The following is a 23573-nucleotide window of genomic DNA, read 5'->3' on the forward strand; positions in this document are numbered from 1 at the left end:
AAGCCCTGCTAGTAGTTCCGCCGGTGTTTGAGCCGTGGAATCGTGATGGCAAACACGACGGCGGCGGCGAACCCCAGCACGCCGGTGGCCCACACGCCGGCCCCGAGTGAGGCTGCGGCGGTGACGCCGGACAGCAGCACGGGGCCGCCGGTGGCGCCGGCGTCGGCAATAAAGCGCCAGAGCCCCAGGAACTGGCCGCGGCCGCGGTCCGGGGAGAAGTCCGCGCCGAGGGTCATGATGAGGCCGGAGCTGATGCCGTTGCCGAATCCGATCAGCAGTGCCGCCAGCAGCAGGCCTACAAAGCTGCCGGTCAGCGGGATGAGCATGAGGGCGGTGCCCATGATCGCCGTGGACGGAATGGCCACCCATTGCCGTCCCTTCCGGTCCATGAGCTTGCCGGCGGGGTAGAACACCAGCATGTCTATCGCCCCGGACAGGCCGTAGATCAGCGAGGCGTGGGTGGCGTCCATCCCCAGGTTGTCCGCCCACAGCGGGATGACCACCTGGCGTGAGGCGCGCAGTGCACTGAGCAGGAGGATCCCGGCGCCCACGGTGAGGAACACGCCTGCATGGGACACGGCGATGCCGCGCATGGTGGGCTCCGGCCCTCGCTGACCGTCAGCGGAGCCGGGCGCGGACACCAGATCAGGGATGGTCACCGACAGAATTGCCGCGGCCGCCATCCCCGCGACACCCACCCAGTACGCACCGCTGATGCCGGCGAACTGCATCACGCCGGCGCCCACGAACGGCCCGATGAAGATGCCGATCCTGCTCACGCCGCCCAGCGTGGACAGCGCCCGGGCTCGGAAGGCCACCGGCACCGCCTCGGTCAGGTACTTCTGCCGGGCCAGGCTGAAGACGCTCGCGGCCATCCCGACGACGACCATCGCCGCCGCGAGCAGCCACAGTCCGTCCGGTATCGCCGACGAAAGCGCTGCCGCCGTCAGCGCAAGGGCACCGGCTGCTGCCGCGCCGACGATGGACCAGCGTTCGCCGAACTTGAGCGTGATCAGGGAGGCCGGCAGGTTGAAGAACCAGCTGCCCAGGCCAATGAGCGTAACGATCAGCGCGGCCACCGCCACGGACGCCCCGAGGTCCCGGGCGGAGAGCGCCACCACCGGAAGGACGGCCCCTTCGCCGATGCAAAACAGCAGCGCCGGCCCGAACGCGGGAACGGCAATGCTGCGGAGGCTGAAGGCTTTGGTGGCTTGTGCGGCGGTCATCCCTTTCATCCTATGCAGGCCCGGCTGAAAACCGGTTTCCGTGGCGCGGCCCGGAATGTTTGGTGGGCGCCCAGGATTGTGCCATTCTTTTGCTTGTCGCTGTGCTTCCGGGGCCTGCGAATGCTGGGGGCTACCGGAAAGATAGTCACCGCATCCATCATTTTCCCCCAGGCTCACATGTCTAATTGGGGGAAACAATTGCAATTGTTTAGCGTCAATCCGCGTTCTGTGCGGAATAAATCTTCGGCCCGGCCGCATTCGCTATCCGCCATAGCGGCGTGCGCGGCCCTGCTTTCCGCGACGTTCGTGGTGGGCGGCCCGGCAGCCGTGGCGGCACCCGGCACCGAGAAGTCCGATACCGCGCAGGTGGAGCGGGTGGGGTCAGCCGCAATCGCACCTGCACCGGCCTCGGTCCAGCCGCCGGCCGCCGGGTCAGCGGCCTCGCCGAAGTTTCCGGCAGCTCCGCCGCTGAGGGCCGACGGCGGTCCCGTCACCGAAGGCGCGGCCGTTGCCGGCGGGACCATTGACCGGGCCAACAGCCAGCAGATCATCGATGTCTTCAACGCCATCAACGCTTTCCGGGCCTCGAAAAGCCTGCAGCCCGTGACCTTCAACGCCACGGTGTCGGAAATGGCCGAGGACTGGTCCGACCACATGGCCAGCACCGACACTTTCGAGCACAACCCCGGTTTCCACACTGACCCGCGGGTGGCCGACCGCTGGACCTACGCAGCGGAAATCATCGCCGGCCGTCCGGACTCCTCGGGAGCCGGGCTGGTGGACCAGTGGATCGCATCGCCCGGCCACAACGCGATCATGAGCGACCCCAACTACACCACCATCGGCGTCGGCATCGCCCGGATCGCCGACCCGGAGTACCTCCTGGGCACAGTCAACTTCTTCAACTTCGCAGTGCCGCCGGCCGGAACCTACGCCACGGCCCAGGACTTCCTTAACGGCGGATCCGAAATCGGCGTGCCGTTCGCGGATGTGCTCTCCACAACGCAGTTCGCGGACGAGATCCACTGGCTGGCCAGCCAGGGCATCAGCACCGGTTGGAAGGAAGCGAACGGCACCACCACCTACCGGCCCGTCACACCGGTCAACCGTGATGCCATGGCGGCGTTCATGTACCGGTTTAGGGGCCAACCCCCGTTCAGCCCGCCGCAATACTCCTGGTTCGCGGACATTCCTCCCGGAACGCAGTTCTACAAGGAGATCAACTGGCTGGCAACGTACGGCATTTCGGGCGGCTGGGACGAAGGCAACGGCCAGTTCACATACCGTCCGCTGACGCCGGTGAAGCGCGACGCCATGGCCGCGTTCCTGTACCGGCTGGCGGGCAAGCCCACGTTCACTCCCCCGGCCACCTCGCCGTTCATTGATGTGTCCACCAGCAACCAGTTCTACAAGGAGATCACCTGGCTCGCCTCCATGAATATCTCCACCGGCTGGGATGAAGGAAACGGCAAAGCAAGCTACCGTCCGCTGAACTCCGTCAACCGTGACGCCATGGCGGCGTTTATGTACCGCCTGGCCATGGCCTACAGCAGCTAACCGCGGCTCTGACACCTGGGAAGCCGGTCACGGGGAACCACCCGTGGCCGGCTTCCGCCGTTCGCTGGTCCGGACAAAGGCTGTGCTCGACCCGCCGCCTGTTGGGGAGCGGCGGCCCTCGCTAGACTTAGATTGCGCCATAGAAGACGCAGAGTTCGTTTCGGGAAAGGCACGGTCATGACCGACAACAGCGGCTTCGAAGATGTCCCGGATGAGGCAGGTTCGGAAAAGAAGCCAGAAGAACCAGATCTGCGGGGCCGGTACGTTGAAGGCAACTTTGGCAAGGCCGGTGCGCAGCCCGGCCGTCATGCCGACGATGAGGAAGGCCAATACAGCGAAGGGGACTATGGTGCGGCCGGCAGCGAAGGCGGACTGCCCGAACCCCTGGGTGACAAGGCCAGGGAATCGGGACGCTACGTGAAGGCCGACTATGGTGATGCCGGACCGACACCGGGCCGGACTGCTGAATCCGAAATCGGCCGGTATTCAGAGGGTGACTACGGAGCGGACGGCACCGTGGACCCCCTCCGTAAGCCCGGCACCGATACCGGGAAAAAGCCCTAGTCAGCAACTATCCCCGGCGGCCGCCGGCTCAGCTTGAGAAGTTCCAGAAGCGGCGGCCGTGCTTCATGGCGCAGCTCGATCTCTTTGGGCAGTCCCTGGACGGTGACGGATCCGCCGTCCACGTGGATGGATAGCCGGCCCTCCCCGGAGAAGGGCACATTCTCCAGGTGGAAGCGGGTGTTCTGAGCCGGCAGCGTAGGGGCAAGCCATATTTCATCCCATGGGAGTCCCGGGTCAAATCGGAGCAGCGTCCTGATCAGCTGCACCGGTGCTGCGGAGGCCCAGGCCTGCGGAGAACATGAGGCGGGGTACGGGACCGGCACCGGGTACCTGGCCCGGTCCAGACCGCAAAAAAGTTCGGGAAGCCGCCCGTTGAAGTGGTCGGCGGCTTCCAGCAGTGCATAGGAAAGCTTCTGGGCTTCGTTGACGAAGCCGTATCTCATGAGCCCTGCAGCAGCGAGGGCGTTATCGTGGGGCCACACGGATCCGTTGTGGTAGCTGGCGGGGTTGTAGGCTCCCATGTTCGTCGCCAGCGTCCGGATTCCCCACCCGGTGAACATTTCGGGGGACATCAGGTGCCCCGCCACTTGGGCCGCCTTGTCATCGTCGACGATTCCGGTCCACAGGCAGTGGGCCATGTTCGAGGCGAGAGCATCCACCGGTTTCTTGTCCCGGTCCAGGGCGACCGCGAAGTACCCGCGCTCCGGCAGCCAGAACCGGTCGTTGAACGCGTGCTTGAGGCGTGAGGCCTTGGCCACGCAGGCATCGGCAGTCCCGGTATCGCCGTGGGCGGTGGCGATCAGCGCCCGCCCGATGTAAGCCGCGTAGGCGTAGCCCTGGACCTCGCAGAGCGCTATCGGTGGTTCAGCGAGCGTTCCGTCAGCGAAATTTATCCCGTCCCCGGAGTCTTTCCACCCCTGATTGCGCAGACCCTGATCCGTTTTCCTCTGGTATTCGATGAAGCCGTCGCCATCGCGGTCACCGTATTCCTCCATCCATCGAAGCGCCCTGTCGGCTGCGGGAAGGAGCTCGCGCATAGCGGCATCCTCAAGTCCCCACCGGCTCAGCTCCGCCAGCACAGTAACAAAGAGCGGCGTTGCATCGACGGTGCCGTAGTACACATGGCTGCCGCCCAAGCCCAGGCCGGTTGTGGCACCGAGCCGGACTTCATGGAGGATCCGGCCCGGCTCTTCTTCCGATGATGCGTCAACTTTTGTTCCCTGATGTTCGGCCAGGGTCAAGAGCGTCCCTTTCGCGAGGGACGGGTCCAGGATCAGGGACATGAACGAGGCGAGCAGACTGTCCCTTCCGAACAGCGCCATGAACCAAGGCGCGCCGGCAGCCACGACAGCGCGGTCCGGGTGATCCGGGTTAAAGATCCGCAGTGACCCCAAGTCCTCCTGGCTGCGTCTGATGACATTCTCGACTGCCTCGTCCTGCAGATCGGCGGTAGGCATGGCCGCACGCCAGTGCATGACGCGCCGGTAGGAATCTGGACCGGCTGCGCCTGTTCCGGCGCCGTGCTGGCCATCTGTCCCCTCCAACACGGGGATGGCCGAGATGATAACGGACCGATCTCCATGGGCAGGGACCGTCATTTCAGCAGCCAGGCTTTCCCCATCCTCCCGCGAGCCGGGAAATGCGACCGTTATGCGGTGCCGGTGGCCTTGCCGCTCAGACTCCAGGGTTACGTGTTCCTGGCCTCCGTGGCGGGTCCGGCTCCTGCGCCGGTCCTGACGACCATCTTTTACTTCGAACAGGCCGGCAAAATCCGTGTCGGCAAACAATTCGATACGGCATAGCACAGGCGTCCGGGAGTAGTTGTGGACGGTAACAGTCTCCACCAGACCTGTCCCCAGCTTGCGGTCGCGCTCAATCAGCAACGAGGTGTCGGCATGGTCATGTCGAAGCGGCCTTCCGATGAAGACGCCGTGGAAAGGTTCGGGAGTCGTAGCAGAAAGCGCTTCGACATGTAGACCGTTCACCGTAAGGTTCCAGTCGCTGATAAACCGGGTGTCCTGGAAGAACACGCCCTGCGGCTTGCTCGCTGCCATGTCACCATTGGCAGCCGAAACGCAGAATGACGTCCCCTGGACCAACGTCACGGCTCCGGGACCAGCGGAGCCCGCAAAGTTGTCCACATTCCGTCCGGCCATCTTGGGCTTCTTCTTTCGCAGCTGAATACCGTGAAGATCACACCTATATCCAAAACTATGGAACAGCCGCACGACGCCCGGCAAGGGGCATCTGGACCCTCCCCTGTCCCGAGATAGCGGAAGCCTAACGGGGCCAATACGCCGCTCCTGCGGTCGGCGCCAAATGGCCGTCTGCTCGGTCAACCCAAAGGCCGGCGGAAATAGCCGTTGTTCGACTTGTTTATCGGACCCGAATAGACTTCGCTCACTTGCACTTTCGGGTGCCATTTGGATTTCAAAATGTGGGGGAACAATTGAAAATGCTGGTGCGGGCCAAAACGTTGGGGCCGGTAATCATGGCTGTGATATTGGCGCTGTTGGCCATGATGACGGTGCCGGCGGCCACCGCGGCAGGTGGCGCCAGCATGGGCGGCACAGTGTCCGGGCTGCAGAAAACCATTCAGCTCACCGCCCCGGCGTCACCGCTGGCGTTCGCCGACGTTCCGCCGGGCACCCCGTTCGAGACGGAGATCAACTGGATGGCCGGCCAGGGCATCAGCACGGGGTGGCTGGAGCCTGACGGCACCAAGACTTACCGGCCGCTGAATCCGGTGAACCGTGACGCGATGGCTGCGTTTATGCACCGGCTCGCGGGAAAACCGGATTTCTCGCCGCCGCCCGTCTCGCCGTTCGCGGACCTGGCGCCGGGTGACATGTTCTACAAGGAAATTGTCTGGCTGTCTGCCCGGTACATCTCCACCGGCTGGACGGAACCTGACGACAGCAAGACGTTCCGCCCCAGCCAGCCTGTCAGCCGCGACGCCATGGCAGCGTTCATGTACCGGCTGGCCGGCAGGCCAGCGTTCGATCCACCGGCAGTATCGCCGTTCGCCGACGTAACCAAAGACAACACCTACTATCACGAAATCACGTGGCTGGCGGCCCAGGACATCGCCACCGGCTGGCCGGAAGTGGACAGGACTAGGACGTTCCGCCCGCTGCAGCCAGTGAACCGGGACGCCATGGCGGCGTTCATGTTCCGCTTCAACTCAAAGTTCAGCGCCGTATAACCCCACCCAACTAGGTCGCAGTTAATGTCGTTATGAGCGCTCATAACGACATCTACTGCGACCTAGTTGGGCAACATGACCAACCGGTAGGCCGAAAGAGATTGAACAGCCTCGGACGTCGGATATGCGCAAGCTCTGACTTCCCACGATGTCCTTGAAAGGCCACATGTGACGACATACATTGTCCGACGCAAACGTATTTCCTGCTTCACATAGGCAATATCTTCGCCCCAGCAGGCTGCCAAGCCGTCATTCCTATGGTTTGTCTGCCACGCCTTGCAGAGTGGGTACAAAGATCGTGGCATTATTGGCTCAAATTACGCTCGGGTTAGAGTCGCGCGGCCAAGGGTGCTGCGTGAATTCGGGCGTCTGTCTATTGATTCTGAAGAAGTGGTGGGGAACTTGAAGAAACAGTCCATCGGCCTCGGCGCCATTTTGTTCGTCAGTACGCTTGCCGTGTCGTCATGCGCCGCGGTGGGAGCGCAGTCGGCTCCTGAGACTTCCACAGCCGCCGGCACTTCGGCATCCGCCGTTTCTCCAACTCCGTCCACAGAGCCTTCGATCTCAACGTCATCCAGGGCCTCCTCCAGCAGCTCGCCGTCTAGTGGGCAATCTTCGGCAGCAGCCGACAGCAAGACCCCTGAAACCGTGGCTACGGAAAAGGCGGGCTCCCCCCTCACACTGGCGGACTTCTTCCGGCCCTCAAGCGATTGGACGGAAAATCGCTTCGATGTCGCTGACAAGTCCGACGTCTCCGGGATCTCCACAGAAATATCTAATGCCTACGAAGACGGTGCCGACACGCTGGAGCTACGCCTCGCCAACAACTTCGATCAGCTCAGTTTTCGCGTAGGGCAGGCCAATAACTCAACATCGTCCGAGCAGACACTGATAGTCAAGGTTTTAGGCAATGGAAAGCAGCTAGACGTCTACCGTGTTCCGTTCAATACCGTTCAAGAGGTTTCGATTCCCATCAAGAACGTTAATGCTGTCAAGGTTCGTATCTATCTGGATAGCGAAAAACGCCGCGAAAATGGTTCTGCTGTGGCTGTGATTTCGAATGTGACCGTGGAGTGACCGAACCGATAGAAGGATCCAGTCCACGCGAGACACCGCGAGGTCTTTTCAGGTGGATCTCGGGGCCCTTTGCTGCAAAGGCCCTAACCACTATCACCGTCGTCGGGACCTTGGCTGGCGTGGGCAGCTTTTTCATCGACCTGTGGGGATCACCAGGTCAGCAGGCTCCGCCGTCGGCAACCTCACCCGCGCCCGCGCCGCGGAGCGTCTCAAACGGTGCCGCTGCCCTGCCTGAGACTCCACCACCTGGCGACGGCGCGATTCGAGCCGGTGATTGCCTCACGGCCGCAGGAATGACCATCGGGTGCCATGCGAGTCACGTTGCAGAAGTTTTCGCCACGGATGGCAACTGCACGCCGGAAGACTTGGTCAAGTTCACCGGCGGCATCTTCAAAGTGGACGTCCTCCGAAGTGATTTGGAAATCAAGCATGTGGCCTCAGTAGAAGCCTGCGCTGTTATCGTACCGCCGGAGCTGGCCGCGTCCGGTTCCATCCGGAATCTGCTTAGCACGGAGGACCACCCCGCCTTGCGTCAATGCAGCAACAGACTCACTGGCAGGGTACTTGCATGCGACCAGGTTCATACAGCGGAGGTTGTTTTTGCCGACCCAGACCCGGGCGTTAGCGCCGTGAGCTGCATAGACAAGGCCAACGAGTACATGGGAGGGTCCTGGTCCAGGCACGCCCAGAAGCTTGACATCGTGACCGCCACCTCAGGACCATCGGTGACGTGCTCTGTGCAGGCAAAGGGCGCAAACGCGTTGGTGGGGTCCCTGCGAAACCTGGGTACAACGGCTCTCCCGCTCGGCCCCTTAGACTGACCACCTTCCCGACAGACGGTTGCGTGCACCTCCAGCGCCGTCTAACCCACCCAACTAGGTCGCAGTTAATGTCGTTATGAGCGCTCATAACGACATCTACTGCGACCTAGTTGGGCACGCGAAGCAGGAGGGGACGCGCTTAGACGTACCCGTCCACAATCGCGGCCGCGATCTCCTTGTACGCGCGGCGGGTCTCCGGCTTCAGCACGTCCAGGGTGACCAGGTCGCCGTCGGCCACTCCGCGGTCGTGCGGGACGGCGATGAGCTGCCGGCAGATGCCGGAGAGGTGTTCCTCGATGGCGTCCTTGTCCACGCGGGAGGAGACCTCGTCCTTGTCCGTGATCACCACGATGGCATTGCGTGCCAGGTCCTCGTAACCATGGTGGGCCAGCCACTGCAAGGTGCTGCGGGCACGCTTGGCGCCGCTCACCGCGTAGCCGGCGGCGATCACCAGGTTGTCCGCGGACTGCAGGATGCCGCTCATGGCGTTGTGGGTCACGCCGGTGCCGCAGTCGGTCAGGGCCACGGAGTAGTAGCCGGAAATGAGCTTGCGGATGCGCAGGTATTCCTCGGCCGTGAGCGAGTCCGAGACCTCCGGGTCCTGCTCCCCGGCGATCAGGTGCAGCCGCCCGGCGTGGTGCATGTAGCGGGCCAGGGCCGTCAGGGAATCGACGGAGTCGATGTTCTTGAGCAGGTCCGTGATGGTGCGCGGGCTGGCCTGCTGGTAAATGCCCTCGCCCAGGGCCCGCTCCACGAGGTCGCCCGAGTCGGGGTTGGCGTCGATGGCGCAGGGGGCGTCGCCGCGGTATTCGGCGAGGGTCAGGCCCACGCCCACGGTGGTGGAGGTCTTGCCGATGCCGCCCTTGAGGCTCAGCACCGCGGTGTTGTAGCTGCCCTGGAGCTGGCGGGAGATCCGCCGGCCCAGCTCATCCTCTTCGCGCTGCCGGGGGCCGGGGCCCAGGTTGATGGCCCCGCCGGTCATGGCGAAGAGCGCGCCGCGGAAGCCGCCCCGGGGTCGCGGCTTCTGTTGGCGGACGAAGGAACCAGGCGAGGTGATGAAGTCGGGCACGGGAGCGTCCGCTGCCGCCAGCTTCGCGGCCTGGCGGGTGGCCCCCCGCGGAGCGGGTACAGCGGCGGGAACGGTGTCAGGAGCACTGTCGGCTGCGGGAACGTACGACGGCGGCGCGCTGGGTTCCGCGGGGACGGAACGGCGCGAGGTGGCGGGCTGGGAGGTGCCGGGCTGGGAGGCGGGCGGGGCAGGAACCGGAGCCGGGACTGCGGCGGGAGCCGCCGAGGGGGCTGCCGGTCCGCCGGACTCTTCGGCCTGCGCGTCGGCGACGGCCGCGGCTTCGGCCCAGGAGCTGCGCCGGGTGGGCGCGGCGGTGCGGCTGTTGTTCGGAGTGGCGGCGGAGGGCATGGTTCCTGTCCGGGCATCCGCAGATGCACCGGCCGGGCGACGGAGGTCGCGGCGGCGGCGCGTATGCGACTGCCCTGCGTTGGATGCAGTGGCTCGGTCGTTCTTGTCGGCCGATTCAGGCATGTTTGTCCCCCAGGACTGTCGGCAAAGCTTGCAGCGGCGCTTAGGGCTTCGGTCAAACAGTAATTCTAGGCGCTGACGGACCAAAGTCTGCCACATGGACAGGGAGAGACACCGCACACAGTTGCCGGGCAAGGGTGGGAGCTTTACATTGAGGCATGGCCAACTCCCCCGAACACGAGCGCGTCCTGGAACTTCAGGACCACATCATCGGCACCGAGAATGTTGCCGAGTTCCTCCAGCGCCTGTCCATCATGGCGGCCGCCGCGCTGAGCCGGGCAACGTCCAGCAAGGTGGAGTGCGGAGTGACGCTGAAGCGCCGGCGGCGGACCTCCACCGTGGCCGGGAGCAGCCCCAAAGCCGTCCTTCTGGATGAGATTGAACAACGCATCGGAGACGGCCCGTGCATCGAGGCGCTCCGCATCAAGGCACCCGTGCTGCTGGGCAACGTCAACACGGATCCTCGCTGGCCTGCCTACCGCGAGGCGCTGGTGGCCGAGGGATGCCAAGGGACCCTGGGCGTGCCGCTGGAACTTGGCGAGGATTCGGCCGCCGCACTGAACTTCTTCGCTTTCTCGTCCGGCGTCTTCACGGACGACGTCATCCAGGAGGCGGCGGACTTCGCCGGTCTCGCAGGCGGCGCCGTGAGGCTGGCGGTCCGTCTCGGTACAGCGCAGTCACTGGCGCATGACCTGGCCGCCGCGATGGAAAGCCGCACCTCCATTGACCTCGCCTGCGGGGTGATCATGGGCCAGAACCGCTGCACCCAGGCCGAGGCGATGGCCATCCTCACGAAGGTGTCCAGCAACCGCAACCAGAAGCTGCGCATCGTGGCGGAGGAGATGCTCGGCAACCTCGCTGGCGGCGAGGTCCACACACACTTCGACCCCGCCTGACCCCCAGCGCCTCGGGCCTAGTCTCCCGCCTTCACCTGCGGTCCGGCCAGCCGCTCGGCGAGGCCGGCCAGAAGTATGCTGATCCCCTGGTCCAGCTCCGCCGCGCCGTCGTAGTCCGCCAGCACGGGCGCCAGCTTGCGGAGGTGGCGGAATTCGCGCGACGGGAGCCTATGAAGGCCTAGCCGGAGCAACGCCACGTTTTCCTCCGGGTCCACGATGAACTCCTGGAGTTCATTCAGGATGTGGCCATACAGGAATCCGTAGTAGGCGCGGTAGACGTGCAAAGCGTCGTTGGGCGCAAAGCCTGCCTCGATCAGCAGGCCAAGAATCTGCTCCAGCGGGCGCAGCGTGCCCAGCGGCCGCAGGCCAAGCGGCGTTGACAGCGGGCGCGTCACCAACAGTGGCACAACATTGGGATGCCGGAGGGCCAGGAGCCGCAGGTCGTGGGCGATCCTGCGCAGCTGGGCCTGCCAGTCCGGGTCCTGCGGAAAGATTTCCAGCTCGTTCAGAACCAGCTCGGTAATCCCGTCCAGCAGATCCGCGCGGTTGGTCGCATAGCGGTAGAGACCCATGGGATCCCTGTCCAAGGCTTGGCCCAGCCTCCGCATGCTGAGGGCCTCCAGGCCCTCGTCATCCACCAGTTTGAGTGCCGCCTGGAGCACCACCTCACGGTTAAGGCGCTTTCTGGAGACTGCGTCCTGCGGGGCTGTCATGGTGGTGATCCAGTTCTCTTTGAATGGCCGCCAAATGGCCGAGTTCGGCCAGCCAGCTATTGCTTAACCCGTAGTCTACGCCTAGAGTCTACGGTGTAGATACATACGGAGGAACCTTAATCAGGGCCACGGGATGCATCGCACCACTGCCGCTACGATCAGGGCGTGGACCCGCTTCAGGCCCTGTGCGCGGCTCTGAAGTGCAGCCGCTGTAGCCACATGGCGGCACATGATGCACGGTACGGAAAAGAGCCAGGCATGGCCGTTTCACATTTTGACCGCTTCCTGAGTGAAGCCACCGCCCCGGACCAAGACGGCGACTTGTCACTGCGGAAGGACCAGCTTTACGGCTTGTACACCAGCTGGTGCGTGCTCAACCACTCCACCCCGGCACCCGCGGCGGACTTCTGGTCCGCGATGAGGGACCACAGAATACGGTCTTCAGACAGCGGCCTGCGCATGACCGGGCCCGCTGCCGCGGACTACATCCTGGCCACCTACCCGGTCTTGGTCTAGCCGGCGTCCGGGGCAGGAAAGCAGCCTCCCCGGAGCAACGGACCCTAAAGGGCCGGTTCGGGAGTCAGCCTTGGGGGCTGACTCAGGAACCGGCCTTTTCCATGCCCAAAGAGCAGCAGCCCGGCGCGTCCTTCCGGCAGCCCACGCCCCTTCAGGAAGTGACGCCCTTCAGGGGTTCGACCGAGCGCCACCAACACGGTCAACCTCGCGGGGCCTTCAGATCCAATAGTAATCATGCTTAGTATTAGGTGAGGATTGCACATATCCCTCCACCGTGCCCCCAGCCGCGGTCTCCCGGAAGGCAGGCAACTAGACATGATTTCGGCCCATCAGAACAGACCGGCAGGCTGGTCAACCCACCGCTTGTTGTCGACGGCGGCACGGCTGGATGAACGCAGGATCAACCGGCAGCTGGCCGGCCTGCGCCTCACAAAGTCCTCTTTCGATGCCCTGGACTGCGTGGAGGAGCTGGGCCCGGCCACCCAGAACTGCCTTGCCGACGAGCTCGGAATCACGGCACAAAGCCTCGGCAAGATCCTGGACCGGCTGAAGGAGCTGGGCCTCCTGACCAAGGAGCGCGGTGCCGGCGACGGAAGAAGCCGGAGCATCCGGCTGACGCAGCGCGGACGGTCGGTCCTGCGCACGGCCGAGGAACTGGTGCGCGGACTCCCCCGCCCCGAACGGGAGGCAGAGCAGAGCCTGCGGCACCATCTGGAACAGCACATAGGCCATCTCACGGAACCCCGGCACGCGACCGGGCAACACCTAGCGGGTCGCGATCGGCCCGCGTAGGTTGGGACCGGAGCGTCAGGGCAGGACGCTCGAGCCGGATGAAAGTGGACCCCGTGGACGCGACCGAACAGATACTGCAGCACTACGAGTCAATCCGCTCAGAACAGGAGGACTTCTACAAGGACCTCCACCAAAACCCCGAACTCTCACACCAGGAACACCGCACCGCCGCCAACGTGACGCGGAGCATGGGTTCCTACGGCTTCCAAACGGAGACTGGGATCGGGGGAACAGGAGTCGCGGCAGTGCTGCAAAACGGCGACGGGCCAACCGTTTTGCTTCGTGCAGACATGGACGCGCTCCCCCTGCAGGAACGGACCGGCGCAGATTACGCAAGCAGTGGCGCGGAACGCTCGTGGCCCTGTTCCAGCCGGCCGAGGAAACGGGCGACGGAGCACGCGGCATGCTCGCCGACGCCCTCTTGGACCGCATCCCCCCGCCCCATGTCGCCCTCGCTCAGCACGTTCTGCCTGGCGTCGCGGGCCATGTCGCCACCCGCTCCGGCCCGGTGCTTTCCAGCGCCGACAGCATCTGCATTACAGTCCACGGCCGAGGCGGCCACGGCTCGATGCCACAGAACACCATTGATCCTGTTGTGCTGGCCGCCATGATCGTGGTGCGCCTTCAGGCAATCATTTCCCGCGAAACCGCGCCCACCGAACCTGCCGTCCTCACCGTGGGGAGCCTCCACGCCGGAACCAAAAGCAACATCATCCCCGACCAGGCAGTGATGGAACTGAACCTGCGCACCTACACCGACGCCACCAGGCAGCGGATTATCGACTCGGTCCGGCGCACCGTCCAGGCCGAGTGCGCCGCCAGCTGCTCCCCCAAAGAACCGGAATTCGAGATCTTCGACAGCTTCCCGCTCACCGTCAACGACGAGGCACCGACCAGGCGCGTCGCCGAGGCATTCAGCACTTATTTCGGCGATCGTGCCGGCAGCCTGGGGCTCCAGACCGCCAGCCCTCCAACCGACCCTACGGACCGGAACCGAAGCGCTCGTAACTGCAGCCCTGGCCTGGTTGGGCCCGGATAATTCACCGGGGTCTGGTGGGGCAGGATAATGCCCGGTATGAAAGGTACCGGCAGGACGATCACCTGGCTGACGGCCGCCGTCGTCGTCTCGATCATTTTTGGAAGAGTCTACGTGACCTTTCAGCAGCTCGGGCGCCGAAGCAAACGACGCGCCCGCGGCGACCGCCGCCCAGGTGGAGTTGCTCGTGGCGGAGACGGTTCCGCCCCCGCGCTTGGAGCTAACTCCGGAGAGCGGGATTTTCGTCATCATTTACGGTCCCGACGATCAGCCGGTGTCGGGAACTGCCACCCTCCACGGATCCCTACCCGTGCTGCCCGCCGGAGTGCTCCAAACTGCCAGAACCGCCGGCACGGACGCGGTCACGTGGCAGCCCGAGCCGGGACTTCGGATGGCGGTGGTCGCACGCCCAGCGGGAGGAAAGGTCATCGTAGCGGGCCAATCACTGACACCCTATGAGAATAGGGACCAGATGGTCTTGGTGTTCCTGGCATCCGGATGGCTGCTCAGCATGGTTGCCCTGTCCGCGGGGTACGCCTCAACAGGGCTCCTCATGAGGCGGCGCCCGCCGCCGCCGTGACACCCTCACCCCATGCTCGGAGACGGCACGATCACGCACGAAAAAACTCCAAGAGGGAAAGGCTATTGGCCGGTTCCGGCGGTGAGCTGTAGTGTTCGAGTTGCCGCCGCGCCGTCCCTGACCGGGCGTCTGGGTGCCCGAGCCGTCGTTTGTTCCAGCGCCGCCTCCTGTCCGGGCATTGGTCCCTTGGAAGTTGCCGACGTTGGTCCGGGCGGCCCGGTTGCCCAGATCGATCTGCTTCTGAAGGGCTGAGCCGCCGAAGAACCCGGACACCACCAGCAGCACACACACCAGCACTTTCGTGGAGCGCCCCGGCGAGTAGCGCTTTTTCGGGATAAACGGCTCGTCGTCCGGTGGGGACATCGTCAGATCTTCCGTAAACGACGCCGGGGCCTCCTCATCAGGGACCCCCAGGGGGACCGGGGCAGGCAGTGCCTCGGTGACAGCGGCGTCGTCGTTGTAGTGGCTGCCGGTCTTGGAACTGTTCATGGATTTCCTATTCGTACCGAAGGGCATCGATGGGCCGCAGCTTAGCGGCTTTGTTGGCTGGGTATACCCCGAACACCAGCCCGATGACGGCCGACACAGCCAACGAGAGCCAGACCGTCCATGCCTGTACCTCCGGCTGAACGCCCAGCACCGGAAACGCGCTGCCGGCGAAACCGACCGCAATCCCGGCCACGCCGCCGATCACGGAGATAATCAGCGACTCGATCAGGAACTGCGCCACGATGCTGCCACGTGATGCGCCGATGGCCTTGCGGATTCCGATTTCGCGGGTCCGCTCGGTCACTGTCACGAGCATGATGTTCATGACGCCGATTCCGCCCACCAGGAGGCTGATGGCCGCGACGGCACCCAGCAGGATGGTCAGTGTCTGGGTGGTGTTGGTGGACGTCGTGAGGATCTGCGCCTGGTTCCGGACCTGGTAATCCCGGTTGGTGGAATCCACATGATGGCGGGCGTCCAGGATCATCTGGACCTCGTTCTGCGCCTGGTTCATCACATCCGCGGACGCAGCCTGCACGATGACCGACGCCAGTGTCGGCGCGTAACCGGTGAACTTGTTCTGCGCAGCGGACAGCGGGACCACCACAATGTCATCCGGATCGTTAAGCCCCGAGGAACCTTTGACCGCCAGCACCCCTGCCACGGTGAAGTTCTGGCCGTTCAGTTGAATGCTCTGGCCGACGGCGGACCCGGCGGCCGGCCCGAACAGGTCCGTGGCCACCGTGTTCCCGATGACCGCCACCGGGTTGGCCGCCTGCTGATCGGCATCGGTGAAGAGCGCCCCTGAGGCGACCGTGCTGTTGCTGATGTCAAAATACGACGACGTGGTCCCCAGGAAGCTCGCCACGGAGTGTGTGGCACTGGTGTACGTTGCGGTGACGCCCTGGGCCTGGACGATCGGCGCTGTCCGGGCCACATCGGGAGCGAGCACAGGATCGGTGAGCGCGTGTTCGTCGTCGACCGTGAGGTTGGTGCTCCGGGTGCGGCTCGCGCCGCTCTGGCCGCCCGTGGCGCGTCCGCTGACGCTGGTGGACCGGCTCACCGTCAGGACGTTGGTTCCAAGCTTGCCGATCTGGGCCTTTATGTTGTTGCTGGTTCCTGCCCCGACCGCGAGCAGGATGATGACAGCGGCGATGCCAATGAGGATACCCAGGGTGGTCAGGATGGAGCGCATCTTGTTGGCGGCCACCCCGGAGAGGGCGAAGCGCGCGGATTCGAGGAGATTCACGGCGCCACCGCAAGGGTCCGGCCGTGAACGGGCTGCTGCCGATCATCGGAGATGATTCTGCCGTCCTGCATCCGCACGACGCGGCCGGCACGCTCTGCGACGTCCATTTCGTGGGTGATCATCACGATGCTCCGTCCCGAGGCGTGCAGACTCTCGAACAGGTCCAGGATTTCCGACGACGACCTCGAGTCGAGCGCCCCGGTTGGCTCATCTGCCAGCAACAGGACCGGGTTGGTCACCAATGCACGCGCGATGGCCACCCGCTGCTGCTGACCGCCCGAAAGCTGCGAGGGCCTGTGGCCTGCCCGGCTGGACAGCCCCACGGTGTCGAGCATCGCGAGAGCCCTGTCGCGCCGCTCGTGCCGGCCCACCTTGGCATAGGCCAGCGGCATGGCCACGTTATCCACGGCCTTGGTACGGGAAATGAGGTTGAAGTTCTGGAACACAAAACCGATCTTGCGGTTACGGATCTGCGCCTGCTGGTATTCGTCCAGTTCCCGCGTGTTGATTCCGTCCAGCCGGTAGCTACCGGCAGTTGGCGCGTCCAGGCAGCCGATGATGTTCATCATGGTTGACTTACCGGAGCCTGAGGCCCCGATGATCGCGACGAAATCGCCACGCTCAATGGTGATGTCCACCCCGTCAAGGGCCCGCACTTCCGCCTCACCCTTGCCATAGACCTTGCTGACTCCGGAAAGTTCGATCACCGCAGCCATCTTCTACTGACCGCCGTTCCGGGCGCCGCCGCCACGGGTGGTGCCGGTATCCAGGGTGCTGGCTCCGAAGCCGCCGCCGGTGGTGGTGCCGGTATCCAGGGTGCTGGAAATTGCCGGAAGCTCTATCTGGTCGCCGTCGGAAAGACCGGTCAAGACCTGGGTGCGCCCGTTGGCGCTGATCCCGGTGGTGACCGTCGCCGGCGTCGGCGTCCCGGTTTTCATCAAATTCACGGTCTGCCTGGAACCGTTGGTGGTGATAGCCAGGCTGGGCACCACCAGTGCGTTGGCAACAGTAGCCGTGGTGACGGAAATGTTGGCGCTCTGGCCAAGCCGCAGAGTGGCAGGCGGGTTGTCGATGGACACCGTGACAGGGTAGGTCACCACACCGTTGGTGGTGCTGGAGGTCTGCGCTATGGACACCACCTTGCCCGTGACGGGCGCGGCCGCGGGGTCCTGGGGCAGCGCGGGAAAGGTGAAGCGCGCTGTCTGGTTCGGTTTCATGTTGGTGATGTCAGATTCCGAGAATCCGGCCACGACCTGCAGGTGGGCGGTATCGCTGATGGTTACCAGGCCGGCGGATGCGGACGCTGCGGAAGAGGAGGACGCCGCTGAGGAAGAGGCGGAGCCGGCATTGCCGGCGGTGGAAGCGGATCCTGATCCGGAGGAGGTCCCCGCCAGGGCACCCACCGTCGCGCTGACCGCGGTGACGGTGCCGGCCACGGGGGACGTCAGGTTGCAGCCCGCAACGTTTGTCTTTGCAGTTTCGACGGCAAGTTGGGCGCTGGTGGCGTTGGTACCGCCGCTGAGCCCGCCGTGTTCTGGGCATTGCCCAGCGCAGTGGTGGCCGAGGCGACCTGTTGTTTGTCCTTGAGTTGCGTCGACGCGGCCTGGTTCTGCGCCTGGCTGAGCGAGGACTGGTCCTTGGCCAGCTGGTTCTGGGCTGCAAGCACCGGGTCTGCCCAGTTGGCAGGCTTCGGATTGGGCACGGCCAGTGCCTGTGCCGCCGCCACGGCAGCGTTGTCGGCGTCCACGGCCTTTTGCGCTGCTGCCACGGCGGAAGCCTGTTGGGATGCATCCAGGCCGGCGGTCTGCTGGGCGTTGACCAGGTTTTGGTTAGCCGAGGACACCTGCCCCGCGGCAGACACCTGTTGCTGGTTTGCCTGCGCCGTTACCGCGTCCAGCTGCGCCTGAGCGACATTGAGGGCGTTTTGGGCATTGGTGGGATCGATGGAGAGCAGCAGCTGGCCGGCCGTGACCTGCTGTCCCAGCACCGCCCCCACGGACAGGATTGCGCCTGTGCAGTTCTGGGCGTTCACCACAGTGGTGGACTGCGGGGCGACGTTGCCCGAAGCTGTGGCCACTGAGGAGACATCAGCTTTTCCCACCGTAACCGTCCGCGCGGCCGCCGCCGGGGTGTTGGAACCCGCGGCTGTGGCCGTCAGGTAGGTGCCCGCGCCGAGCGCCAAAATAGCGGCGCCCAGGCCCAGGTTGATAACAAGGGTTTTGGAGGTCATGGCTGCACCGTAAGAGGTGGACCTGAATGAATCCATTAAATGGTTGGGAGGGGGCCGATACCGTAGTTGGGCAGCAAAGCAGCGAGACATACGGAGCCCCCAGAGTCAGGCCGTCCCGGGGCTCTCCTGATTCGCATCAGTCGCCATGGGACGAGTGTTTCGCTCACCTGGGCACCACAGCACACCACCATGTGAGCCCCGCACCAGGACCCCATTCGCCGGGGCTTCCTGCCGTCCGGAACCGTTTGGTCATCCCGAGCAAGTATCATGTGCACGTAGCCGGACAGCCAGGCCGGACCATTCAGCAGCTGCCACATCAGATCCGCGGAAGCTACGGCTGTATCCGAGCCGGCCCGAACCGCGGCCGGTGCACGCACGACGCATTCACAAGGTGCCATGGACTCATCAATTCTGGCCCTCAACATCGTTGACGGGCCTCTGCTCTTCACGGTGTACGCGCTGAGTGCTGTCAGCGGCGTCCTCCTCCTGCTGCGCCGCCCGAGACGGCTGCTGTCGGCGTCGGTCCTCACGGCTGCCACCGGGGCACTGGTGGGAACCGCGACTTTGCTGGTCACGGAGATTTTGATGCACGCCTTTGGCGGCCCGCTGGGATGGCACGTGCGGGCCTGGGTGATCGCGTTCTTCGCAGGCCTAGGGCTCTGTGCCGTGGCCTTTCGGAAATCCGGACGACGTCGGAAGGCACTTGCGTGCGCTGCGGCCCTCAGTTTCGCGGCCACCGCTACACTCGGGATCAACGCCTATTACGGGCTGCACCCCACCGTCGCATCATTCCTGGGCATCTCCCTGGCCCCGAAAATTAATCTGGATCCCGTCCAGCCCCACACCCCGTCCCCGCATCAGGTGCCTCTGTGGCAAAGCTGGACGCCGCCGGATCAGCTGCCCGAAAAGGGGACCACCGCCCAGGTTGACATTCCACCCACCAGGTCCGGGTTTAGTTCGCGGCCGGCAGGGCTGTACCTCCCGCCGGCGGCGCAGGCTCCCAACCCGCCGGCGCTTCCCCTCGTGGTCATGATGATGGGACAACCCGGCGATCCGGACCCGCAGTACGTCGGATCCGTGCTGAACAACTACGCCGCACAACACCAGGGACTGGCTCCGATCGTCATCGTTGCAGACCAGCTCGGGGACCCCTACACGGACAACCTGTGCCTCGATTCCCCCGTCCACGGCAAGCCTGAGACCTTCATCAACCGCGACGTCGTGGACTGGGCCCGCAGCCACCTGAACATCATTGACGACAGGAAATCCTGGACCATCGCAGGCTATTCGCACGGCGGCCAGTGCGCCATTTCCTTCGCCGCCAAGTACCCGTCCATCTGGGGCAATGTCCTGGACATATCCGGGGAGGAATACCCGGGAGCGGAGGAGCCTGAAACCAACCTCCGCGAAATCTTCGGCGGCAACCAGGCGGCCTATGACGCCCAAAAACCGGTTAACATCATGAAACGGCAGCGGTATCGCGATATGGATGCCATCTTCACGGCAGCCACCGACGATCCCGCCTACCGTGACGCCGCCGGACGCGTCGCGGCCGCCGCCTCCGCCGCAGGCATGACCGTCACCTACTACGAGGTTCCCAACGGGGGCCACGTCATTGGTGCCCTGAACGGCGGCCTTAACAAGGGGTTCGCGGTGCTCTACCCGCGGCTCGGGCTGTCGCAACCGGATGGGACTGGATAGCTCTGGATGGCCCCGAAGTAACCTTGAGTGAATCTTGACCGTACCTTGGCAGCGACTTGAGGGTGCTCCGCGAGACTTTTTCCAACGGAGCCGGACAAGGCCCCGAAGGTCAGCGGCTACCGCCGCACTAGTCAAGGGGAAGTTCAAATGAGCAAAGTCACCGGACGCAAGAAGCGCATCATCATCACCACCGCCGCACTGCTGGCCGTCGGCGGCGGCGCAGCCTTCGCCTACTGGACCGCCACCGGCACCGGCAACACCACCACCACCGCCGGCAGCTCCACCAACTTCACCATCACCAGCACCGTCGCCGGCGATCCGCTCTCTCCCGGCGGCCCCACCCAAACGGTCACCTTCACGGTCACCAACCCGGGCACCGGCGTCCAGAAGCTCTCCACCGTTGCCGCCACCGTGGCCACCACCACCGGCGCGGCCTGGACCGCCGTCGCCGGCTGCTCCGCTGCTGACTTCGCCGTCGGCGACCCGACGTTCACCGTGACGGAGATCCCCGCCAACGGCACTGTCGTCGGCACCGTCACCCTCCAGATGATCGACCGCCCCGGCGTCAGCCAGGACGGCTGCAAGAACGCCACGGTTCCCCTGCACTTCGTCGCAAGCTGAAGGGGTAACGCGCTGACGTTCCTCCTCAGTACCGTCACCTTCATCCCCCAATGGTGAACGTGGCACCCCCAACCGCCCCCTGAGCCAACGAGAAGGTCCGTATGTCCGGCAGGCGCAACACCAGCTCCCCCGAAGCCCCCCGCGGCTTTCGGCGGGAGCTGGTGTTGTTTCGCCGCTCGTTCGGCCGCGGAACCGTCGCCGCTTTGGCACTGTTTGTGGTCGCCACCCTTTTCGGCGCCACGGCTGCTTCGGCCTACTGGCCGGCCATCGGAACGGGAAGCACGACGGCGGCAGTCGCCACTCTGGCCCCGCCCACCAACGTGACGGTCCCCGCAACCAGCGCCTCGAACGTCTCGGTCGCCTGGACGGCGTCCGCCGGAACGCCTGCACCGACGGGCTACTACGTCACCCGGGTCACCGGCGCCACCTCCATGCTGGCCTGTGGCAGCAGCCCCGCTGCGCCCATCACCGGCACTGCCTGCACGGATACGTCAGTCCCCGAGGGCACCCACAGTTACGTCGTCACCGCCGTCCACCGCTCCTGGACCGCCGTCAGTGCGGCCAGCGGAAACGTCACCGTGGACAACAGGGACACCATCAACTTCATCGTCCAGCCCGCGGCCATTGTCACCGCCGGCTCATCCCTGCAGTCCGTCACGGTGGAGCTGAGGACAGCCCTCGGGCTCAAGCTTCTGATGCCCGGAGTCCAGGTGACCATCAGCATCGGCAACAACCCCGCCGGGGGCACCCTCGCCGGGACACTCACGGCCACCACCAACATCTTCGGCGAGGCCACGTTCACCGGCCTGTCCATCACCAAAGCCGGCACCGGCTACACCCTGTTGGCATCCAGCCCCGGCTACTCCGGCGCTGTCAGCACTCCCTTCACGGTCACGGCTGCCGCCGCGAGCAAACTGGCCATCACCACCCCCACGAGCATTGCCGGCACCGCGTCAGCCACCGCCAACATCGGAGCCATCACGGTGGAACGCCAGGACACCTACGGAAACCCCGTCATCACGGGCAGCACCACCGTCACCCTGGCATCGAACTCTGCCGGTACCAAGGTCTTCGCCGCAACAGCTGGCGGCGCAACCATCACCACGGTGACCATCGCGGCAGGGTCCTCCTCGGCGTCGTTCTTCTACGGCGACACCAAAGCCGGAACACCGAACATAACCGCCACCACCGCGGGACTGACCGCCGTTTCGAAGCCTGCCACGATCACCGCGGCGGCAGCCTCCCAGCTCGTTTACGGCCAACAGCCCACCAGCACCACCAAGGGGACCATCATCGCCCCGCCGGTCACGGTTCTTATCCTCGATCAGTTCGGCAATCAGACGCTCAGCGCTGCGAGCGTCTCCATCGCCAAGACTGACCACGGCAACAACATGACCGGCTTGCTGACCAAGACAGCCGTCAACGGTGTAGCGACGTTCAGCGATCTCGCGATAACCGGCAAGAACCCGGGCATCACCCTGACGGCGAGCAGCACAGGACTTTCGTCAGTCGTCAGCACCCCGTTCGACATCAGCTGAACCGGCCACCTGGCCCCGGCGTGACAGGTATATACGGCACCACCTCGCACCGTTCCTGAACGAGGACTTTATGCCCGCCATCAGCGTGGGACGCGGAGTGCCTGGTCGCATTCATCGTCAACGTCGTCATCCTGTGGTCGAATTGGAGACAGCCATGGAACCGACACCATCACGCAGGCGGCCAGGGGCCGCGCGCATCGCCGCAGGGTTGCTGACGCTCCTGTCGGCGGCCGTGACCGCCTGCTCAGAGCCGGCCCCGGCGTCCTCGCTGCCGTTGACCCAGATCCAGGACATCACCCTGCCCGGGGCAGCGAGCAGGCTGGACTACCAGGCCATCGACTCGGGAGCGAAGCGGCTTTACATCGCCCACCTCGGCGACGGCACCATCCATGTGGTCGACCTGGACAACGGCACGGTAGCAGGGACCGTGCCCGGAACACCTTCGGTCCACGGGGTCACCCTCGTGGCCGACCGGCACATTCTCCTGGCCGCTGTCTCGGGAACGAACCAAGTCGCGGTCATCGACACCAATACCCTCACGGTGAGCGCCCGGGTGCCGGCTGGCACGACCCCGGACGGGATCGCCTACGACCCGGTCCACGGAAAGGCCTACGTCTCAAACGAACACGACCACGCCGAAACGGTGATCGACCTCTCCACGACCACGGCGAAGGCCCCGGTCGAGATCGGCGGGGAGGCCGGCAACAGCGTCTACGACCCAGCCAGCAGGACCATCCTGGTCAATGTCCAGGACCGCAATGAACTGGTCACCATCGATCCGGCCAACGACACGGTCACCGGCAGGATCCCGGTCCCGGACTGCGCCAGTAACCACGGCCTCTACGTCGACGGGGAAAGCAAGCTCGCCTTCATTGCCTGCGAGGACAGCGCGAAGCTCCTGGTCCTGGATCTGCAAACCAAACAGGTCACCGCACGGTTCGACACCGGCGAGGGCCCGGACGTGCTGGCCTTCGATCAGGGCTTGCACCGACTCTACGTCGCCTCGGAGTCAGGCGTCGTCAGTGTGTTCGACGAACAGAACCGCACCCTGACGCCCAAGGCATCCGGCAAACTCGCCGACAACGCCCACACGGTAGCCGTAGACCAAGCCACCCACCGGGTCTACTTCCCCCTGGAAGACATCGACGGGCACCCGGTACTTCGCATCATGGACGCCAAGCAATGACCTCCGGGGACGAACCAGCTCGGGACGACGCCTCCGTCG

The 23573-nt window shown here is 64.7% G+C and carries 22 protein-coding genes; 12 read left to right on the top strand and 10 right to left on the bottom strand.

Annotated features, from left to right (window positions below; all coding sequences use genetic code 11):
* Positions 1-8: 8 nt before the first annotated feature.
* Positions 9-1226 (bottom strand): MFS transporter, encoded by a 1218-nt coding sequence (locus FCN77_RS19850; protein WP_137323644.1) that lies wholly within the window; start codon positions 1224-1226, stop codon positions 9-11.
* A 228-nt stretch (positions 1227-1454) separates the two neighbouring features.
* Here FCN77_RS19850 and FCN77_RS27800 point away from each other — a divergent pair, with 228 nt between their 5' ends.
* Together FCN77_RS27800 and FCN77_RS19860 are read left to right on the top strand one after the other, a co-directional pair.
* Entirely contained in the window at positions 1455-2783 is a 1329-nt protein-coding gene (locus tag FCN77_RS27800) for a CAP domain-containing protein (protein ID WP_368074293.1), read from the top strand.
* Positions 2784-2960: 177 nt separating this feature from the next.
* A complete protein-coding gene (locus FCN77_RS19860) occupies positions 2961-3347 on the top strand; it encodes a hypothetical protein (protein WP_137323646.1) in 387 nt (128 codons plus the stop codon).
* Here FCN77_RS19860 and FCN77_RS19865 read toward each other — a convergent pair.
* On the bottom strand, positions 3344-5503 hold the full coding sequence (locus FCN77_RS19865) for a glycogen debranching N-terminal domain-containing protein (RefSeq protein WP_137323647.1): 2160 nt from the start codon (positions 5501-5503) through the stop codon (positions 3344-3346). The genes FCN77_RS19860 and FCN77_RS19865 overlap by 4 nt on opposite strands.
* A 335-nt stretch (positions 5504-5838) precedes the next feature.
* Here FCN77_RS19865 and FCN77_RS19870 point away from each other — a divergent pair, with 335 nt between their 5' ends.
* Both FCN77_RS19870 and FCN77_RS19875 read left to right on the top strand, forming a co-directional pair.
* The gene (locus tag FCN77_RS19870) at positions 5839-6552 is read left to right on the top strand and encodes an S-layer homology domain-containing protein (RefSeq protein WP_368074294.1); all 714 of its coding nucleotides are present in this window, start codon (positions 5839-5841) and stop codon (positions 6550-6552) included.
* Positions 6553-6900: 348 nt separating this feature from the next.
* Positions 6901-7629, top strand: coding sequence for a hypothetical protein (locus tag FCN77_RS19875; protein WP_137323648.1), 729 nt, complete (start codon positions 6901-6903; stop codon positions 7627-7629).
* Between the two features lie 209 nt (positions 7630-7838).
* Here the strand turns inward: FCN77_RS19875 and FCN77_RS26405 are convergent, their stop codons facing one another.
* Positions 7839-8060 (bottom strand): hypothetical protein, encoded by a 222-nt coding sequence (locus tag FCN77_RS26405; protein WP_217496161.1) that lies wholly within the window; start codon positions 8058-8060, stop codon positions 7839-7841.
* Between the two features lie 529 nt (positions 8061-8589).
* Positions 8590-9990, bottom strand: coding sequence for a MinD/ParA family protein (locus FCN77_RS19880; RefSeq protein ID WP_137323649.1), 1401 nt, complete (start codon positions 9988-9990; stop codon positions 8590-8592).
* Positions 9991-10145: 155 nt separating this feature from the next.
* Here FCN77_RS19880 and FCN77_RS19885 point away from each other — a divergent pair, with 155 nt between their 5' ends.
* On the top strand, positions 10146-10883 hold the full coding sequence (locus FCN77_RS19885; protein ID WP_137323650.1) for a GAF and ANTAR domain-containing protein: 738 nt from the start codon (positions 10146-10148) through the stop codon (positions 10881-10883).
* A 17-nt stretch (positions 10884-10900) separates the two neighbouring features.
* On the opposite strand, the gene FCN77_RS19890 is transcribed toward FCN77_RS19885, so the two are convergent.
* Positions 10901-11596 (bottom strand): TetR/AcrR family transcriptional regulator C-terminal domain-containing protein, encoded by a 696-nt coding sequence (locus tag FCN77_RS19890; protein WP_137323651.1) that lies wholly within the window; start codon positions 11594-11596, stop codon positions 10901-10903.
* 258 nt (positions 11597-11854) lie between these two features.
* Between FCN77_RS19890 and FCN77_RS19895 the strand changes: the two genes are divergently transcribed.
* The 3 genes from FCN77_RS19895 (at position 11855) to FCN77_RS19905 (ending at position 13943) form a co-directional block, all read left to right on the top strand.
* Positions 11855-12112, top strand: a complete 258-nt coding sequence (locus tag FCN77_RS19895) for a hypothetical protein (RefSeq protein ID WP_137323652.1) — start codon at positions 11855-11857, stop codon at positions 12110-12112.
* Between the two features lie 315 nt (positions 12113-12427).
* Positions 12428-12904: a MarR family winged helix-turn-helix transcriptional regulator gene (locus tag FCN77_RS19900; RefSeq protein WP_137323653.1), complete on the top strand. Its 477-nt coding sequence runs from the start codon at positions 12428-12430 to the stop codon at positions 12902-12904.
* Positions 12905-13259: 355 nt separating this feature from the next.
* On the top strand, positions 13260-13943 hold the full coding sequence (locus tag FCN77_RS19905; protein WP_254678651.1) for a M20/M25/M40 family metallo-hydrolase: 684 nt from the start codon (positions 13260-13262) through the stop codon (positions 13941-13943).
* A gap of 535 nt (positions 13944-14478) precedes the next feature.
* On the opposite strand, the gene FCN77_RS19910 is transcribed toward FCN77_RS19905, so the two are convergent.
* The 5 genes from FCN77_RS19910 to FCN77_RS19930 are packed head-to-tail and all read right to left on the bottom strand — an operon-like array spanning position 14479 to position 18488.
* Entirely contained in the window at positions 14479-15009 is a 531-nt protein-coding gene (locus FCN77_RS19910) for a hypothetical protein (protein WP_137323654.1), read from the bottom strand.
* 7 nt (positions 15010-15016) lie between these two features.
* Positions 15017-16258, bottom strand: a complete 1242-nt coding sequence (locus FCN77_RS19915) for an ABC transporter permease (RefSeq protein WP_137323655.1) — start codon at positions 16256-16258, stop codon at positions 15017-15019.
* On the bottom strand, positions 16255-16974 hold the full coding sequence (locus FCN77_RS19920; RefSeq protein WP_137323656.1) for an ABC transporter ATP-binding protein: 720 nt from the start codon (positions 16972-16974) through the stop codon (positions 16255-16257). The genes FCN77_RS19915 and FCN77_RS19920 overlap by 4 nt, the downstream gene beginning before the upstream one ends.
* A gap of 3 nt (positions 16975-16977) precedes the next feature.
* Complete coding sequence (locus tag FCN77_RS19925; protein WP_137323657.1) at positions 16978-17694, bottom strand: efflux RND transporter periplasmic adaptor subunit; 717 nt, start codon at positions 17692-17694, stop codon at positions 16978-16980.
* A gap of 8 nt (positions 17695-17702) precedes the next feature.
* Entirely contained in the window at positions 17703-18488 is a 786-nt protein-coding gene (locus FCN77_RS19930; protein WP_175417323.1) for a biotin/lipoyl-binding protein, read from the bottom strand.
* A gap of 396 nt (positions 18489-18884) precedes the next feature.
* On the opposite strand from FCN77_RS19930, the gene FCN77_RS19935 reads away from it, so the two are divergent.
* The 4 genes from FCN77_RS19935 (at position 18885) to FCN77_RS19950 (ending at position 23534) form a co-directional block, all read left to right on the top strand.
* Positions 18885-20189: an esterase family protein gene (locus tag FCN77_RS19935; RefSeq protein ID WP_137323659.1), complete on the top strand. Its 1305-nt coding sequence runs from the start codon at positions 18885-18887 to the stop codon at positions 20187-20189.
* A 147-nt stretch (positions 20190-20336) separates the two neighbouring features.
* Positions 20337-20810 carry a hypothetical protein gene (locus FCN77_RS26055; RefSeq protein ID WP_175417324.1) on the top strand — a complete coding sequence of 158 codons (474 nt, stop codon included), beginning with the start codon at positions 20337-20339 and terminating at the stop codon, positions 20808-20810.
* Between the two features lie 101 nt (positions 20811-20911).
* Positions 20912-22348: a hypothetical protein gene (locus tag FCN77_RS19945; RefSeq protein WP_137323660.1), complete on the top strand. Its 1437-nt coding sequence runs from the start codon at positions 20912-20914 to the stop codon at positions 22346-22348.
* Positions 22349-22502: 154 nt separating this feature from the next.
* Positions 22503-23534 (top strand): YncE family protein, encoded by a 1032-nt coding sequence (locus FCN77_RS19950; RefSeq protein WP_137323661.1) that lies wholly within the window; start codon positions 22503-22505, stop codon positions 23532-23534.
* The last annotated feature ends 39 nt before the right edge of the window (positions 23535-23573 follow it).

Source organism: Arthrobacter sp. 24S4-2 (genome assembly GCF_005280255.1).
Classification (GTDB): Bacteria; Actinomycetota; Actinomycetes; order Actinomycetales; family Micrococcaceae; genus Arthrobacter.

Bases quoted from the DNA above. Each gene is read 5' to 3' on its own strand.
- FCN77_RS19850 (WP_137323644.1), bottom strand. From the start codon at position 1,226: ATGACCGCCGCACAAGCCACCAAAGCCTTCAGCCTCCGCAGCATTGCC.
- FCN77_RS19860 (WP_137323646.1), top strand. From the start codon at position 2,961: ATGACCGACAACAGCGGCTTCGAAGATGTCCCGGATGAGGCAGGTTCG.
- FCN77_RS19865 (WP_137323647.1), bottom strand. From the start codon at position 5,503: ATGGCCGGACGGAATGTGGACAACTTTGCGGGCTCCGCTGGTCCCGGA.
- FCN77_RS19870 (WP_368074294.1), top strand. From the start codon at position 5,839: ATGGCTGTGATATTGGCGCTGTTGGCCATGATGACGGTGCCGGCGGCC.
- FCN77_RS26405 (WP_217496161.1), bottom strand. From the start codon at position 8,060: ATGCTTGATTTCCAAATCACTTCGGAGGACGTCCACTTTGAAGATGCC.
- FCN77_RS19880 (WP_137323649.1), bottom strand. From the start codon at position 9,990: ATGCCTGAATCGGCCGACAAGAACGACCGAGCCACTGCATCCAACGCA.
- FCN77_RS19885 (WP_137323650.1), top strand. From the start codon at position 10,146: ATGGCCAACTCCCCCGAACACGAGCGCGTCCTGGAACTTCAGGACCAC.
- FCN77_RS19890 (WP_137323651.1), bottom strand. From the start codon at position 11,596: ATGACAGCCCCGCAGGACGCAGTCTCCAGAAAGCGCCTTAACCGTGAG.
- FCN77_RS19895 (WP_137323652.1), top strand. From the start codon at position 11,855: ATGGCCGTTTCACATTTTGACCGCTTCCTGAGTGAAGCCACCGCCCCG.
- FCN77_RS19900 (WP_137323653.1), top strand. From the start codon at position 12,428: ATGATTTCGGCCCATCAGAACAGACCGGCAGGCTGGTCAACCCACCGC.
- FCN77_RS19910 (WP_137323654.1), bottom strand. From the start codon at position 15,009: ATGAACAGTTCCAAGACCGGCAGCCACTACAACGACGACGCCGCTGTC.
- FCN77_RS19920 (WP_137323656.1), bottom strand. From the start codon at position 16,974: ATGGCTGCGGTGATCGAACTTTCCGGAGTCAGCAAGGTCTATGGCAAG.
- FCN77_RS19930 (WP_175417323.1), bottom strand. From the start codon at position 18,488: ATGACCTCCAAAACCCTTGTTATCAACCTGGGCCTGGGCGCCGCTATT.
- FCN77_RS19935 (WP_137323659.1), top strand. From the start codon at position 18,885: ATGGACTCATCAATTCTGGCCCTCAACATCGTTGACGGGCCTCTGCTC.
- FCN77_RS26055 (WP_175417324.1), top strand. From the start codon at position 20,337: ATGAGCAAAGTCACCGGACGCAAGAAGCGCATCATCATCACCACCGCC.
- FCN77_RS19945 (WP_137323660.1), top strand. From the start codon at position 20,912: ATGTCCGGCAGGCGCAACACCAGCTCCCCCGAAGCCCCCCGCGGCTTT.
- FCN77_RS19950 (WP_137323661.1), top strand. From the start codon at position 22,503: ATGGAACCGACACCATCACGCAGGCGGCCAGGGGCCGCGCGCATCGCC.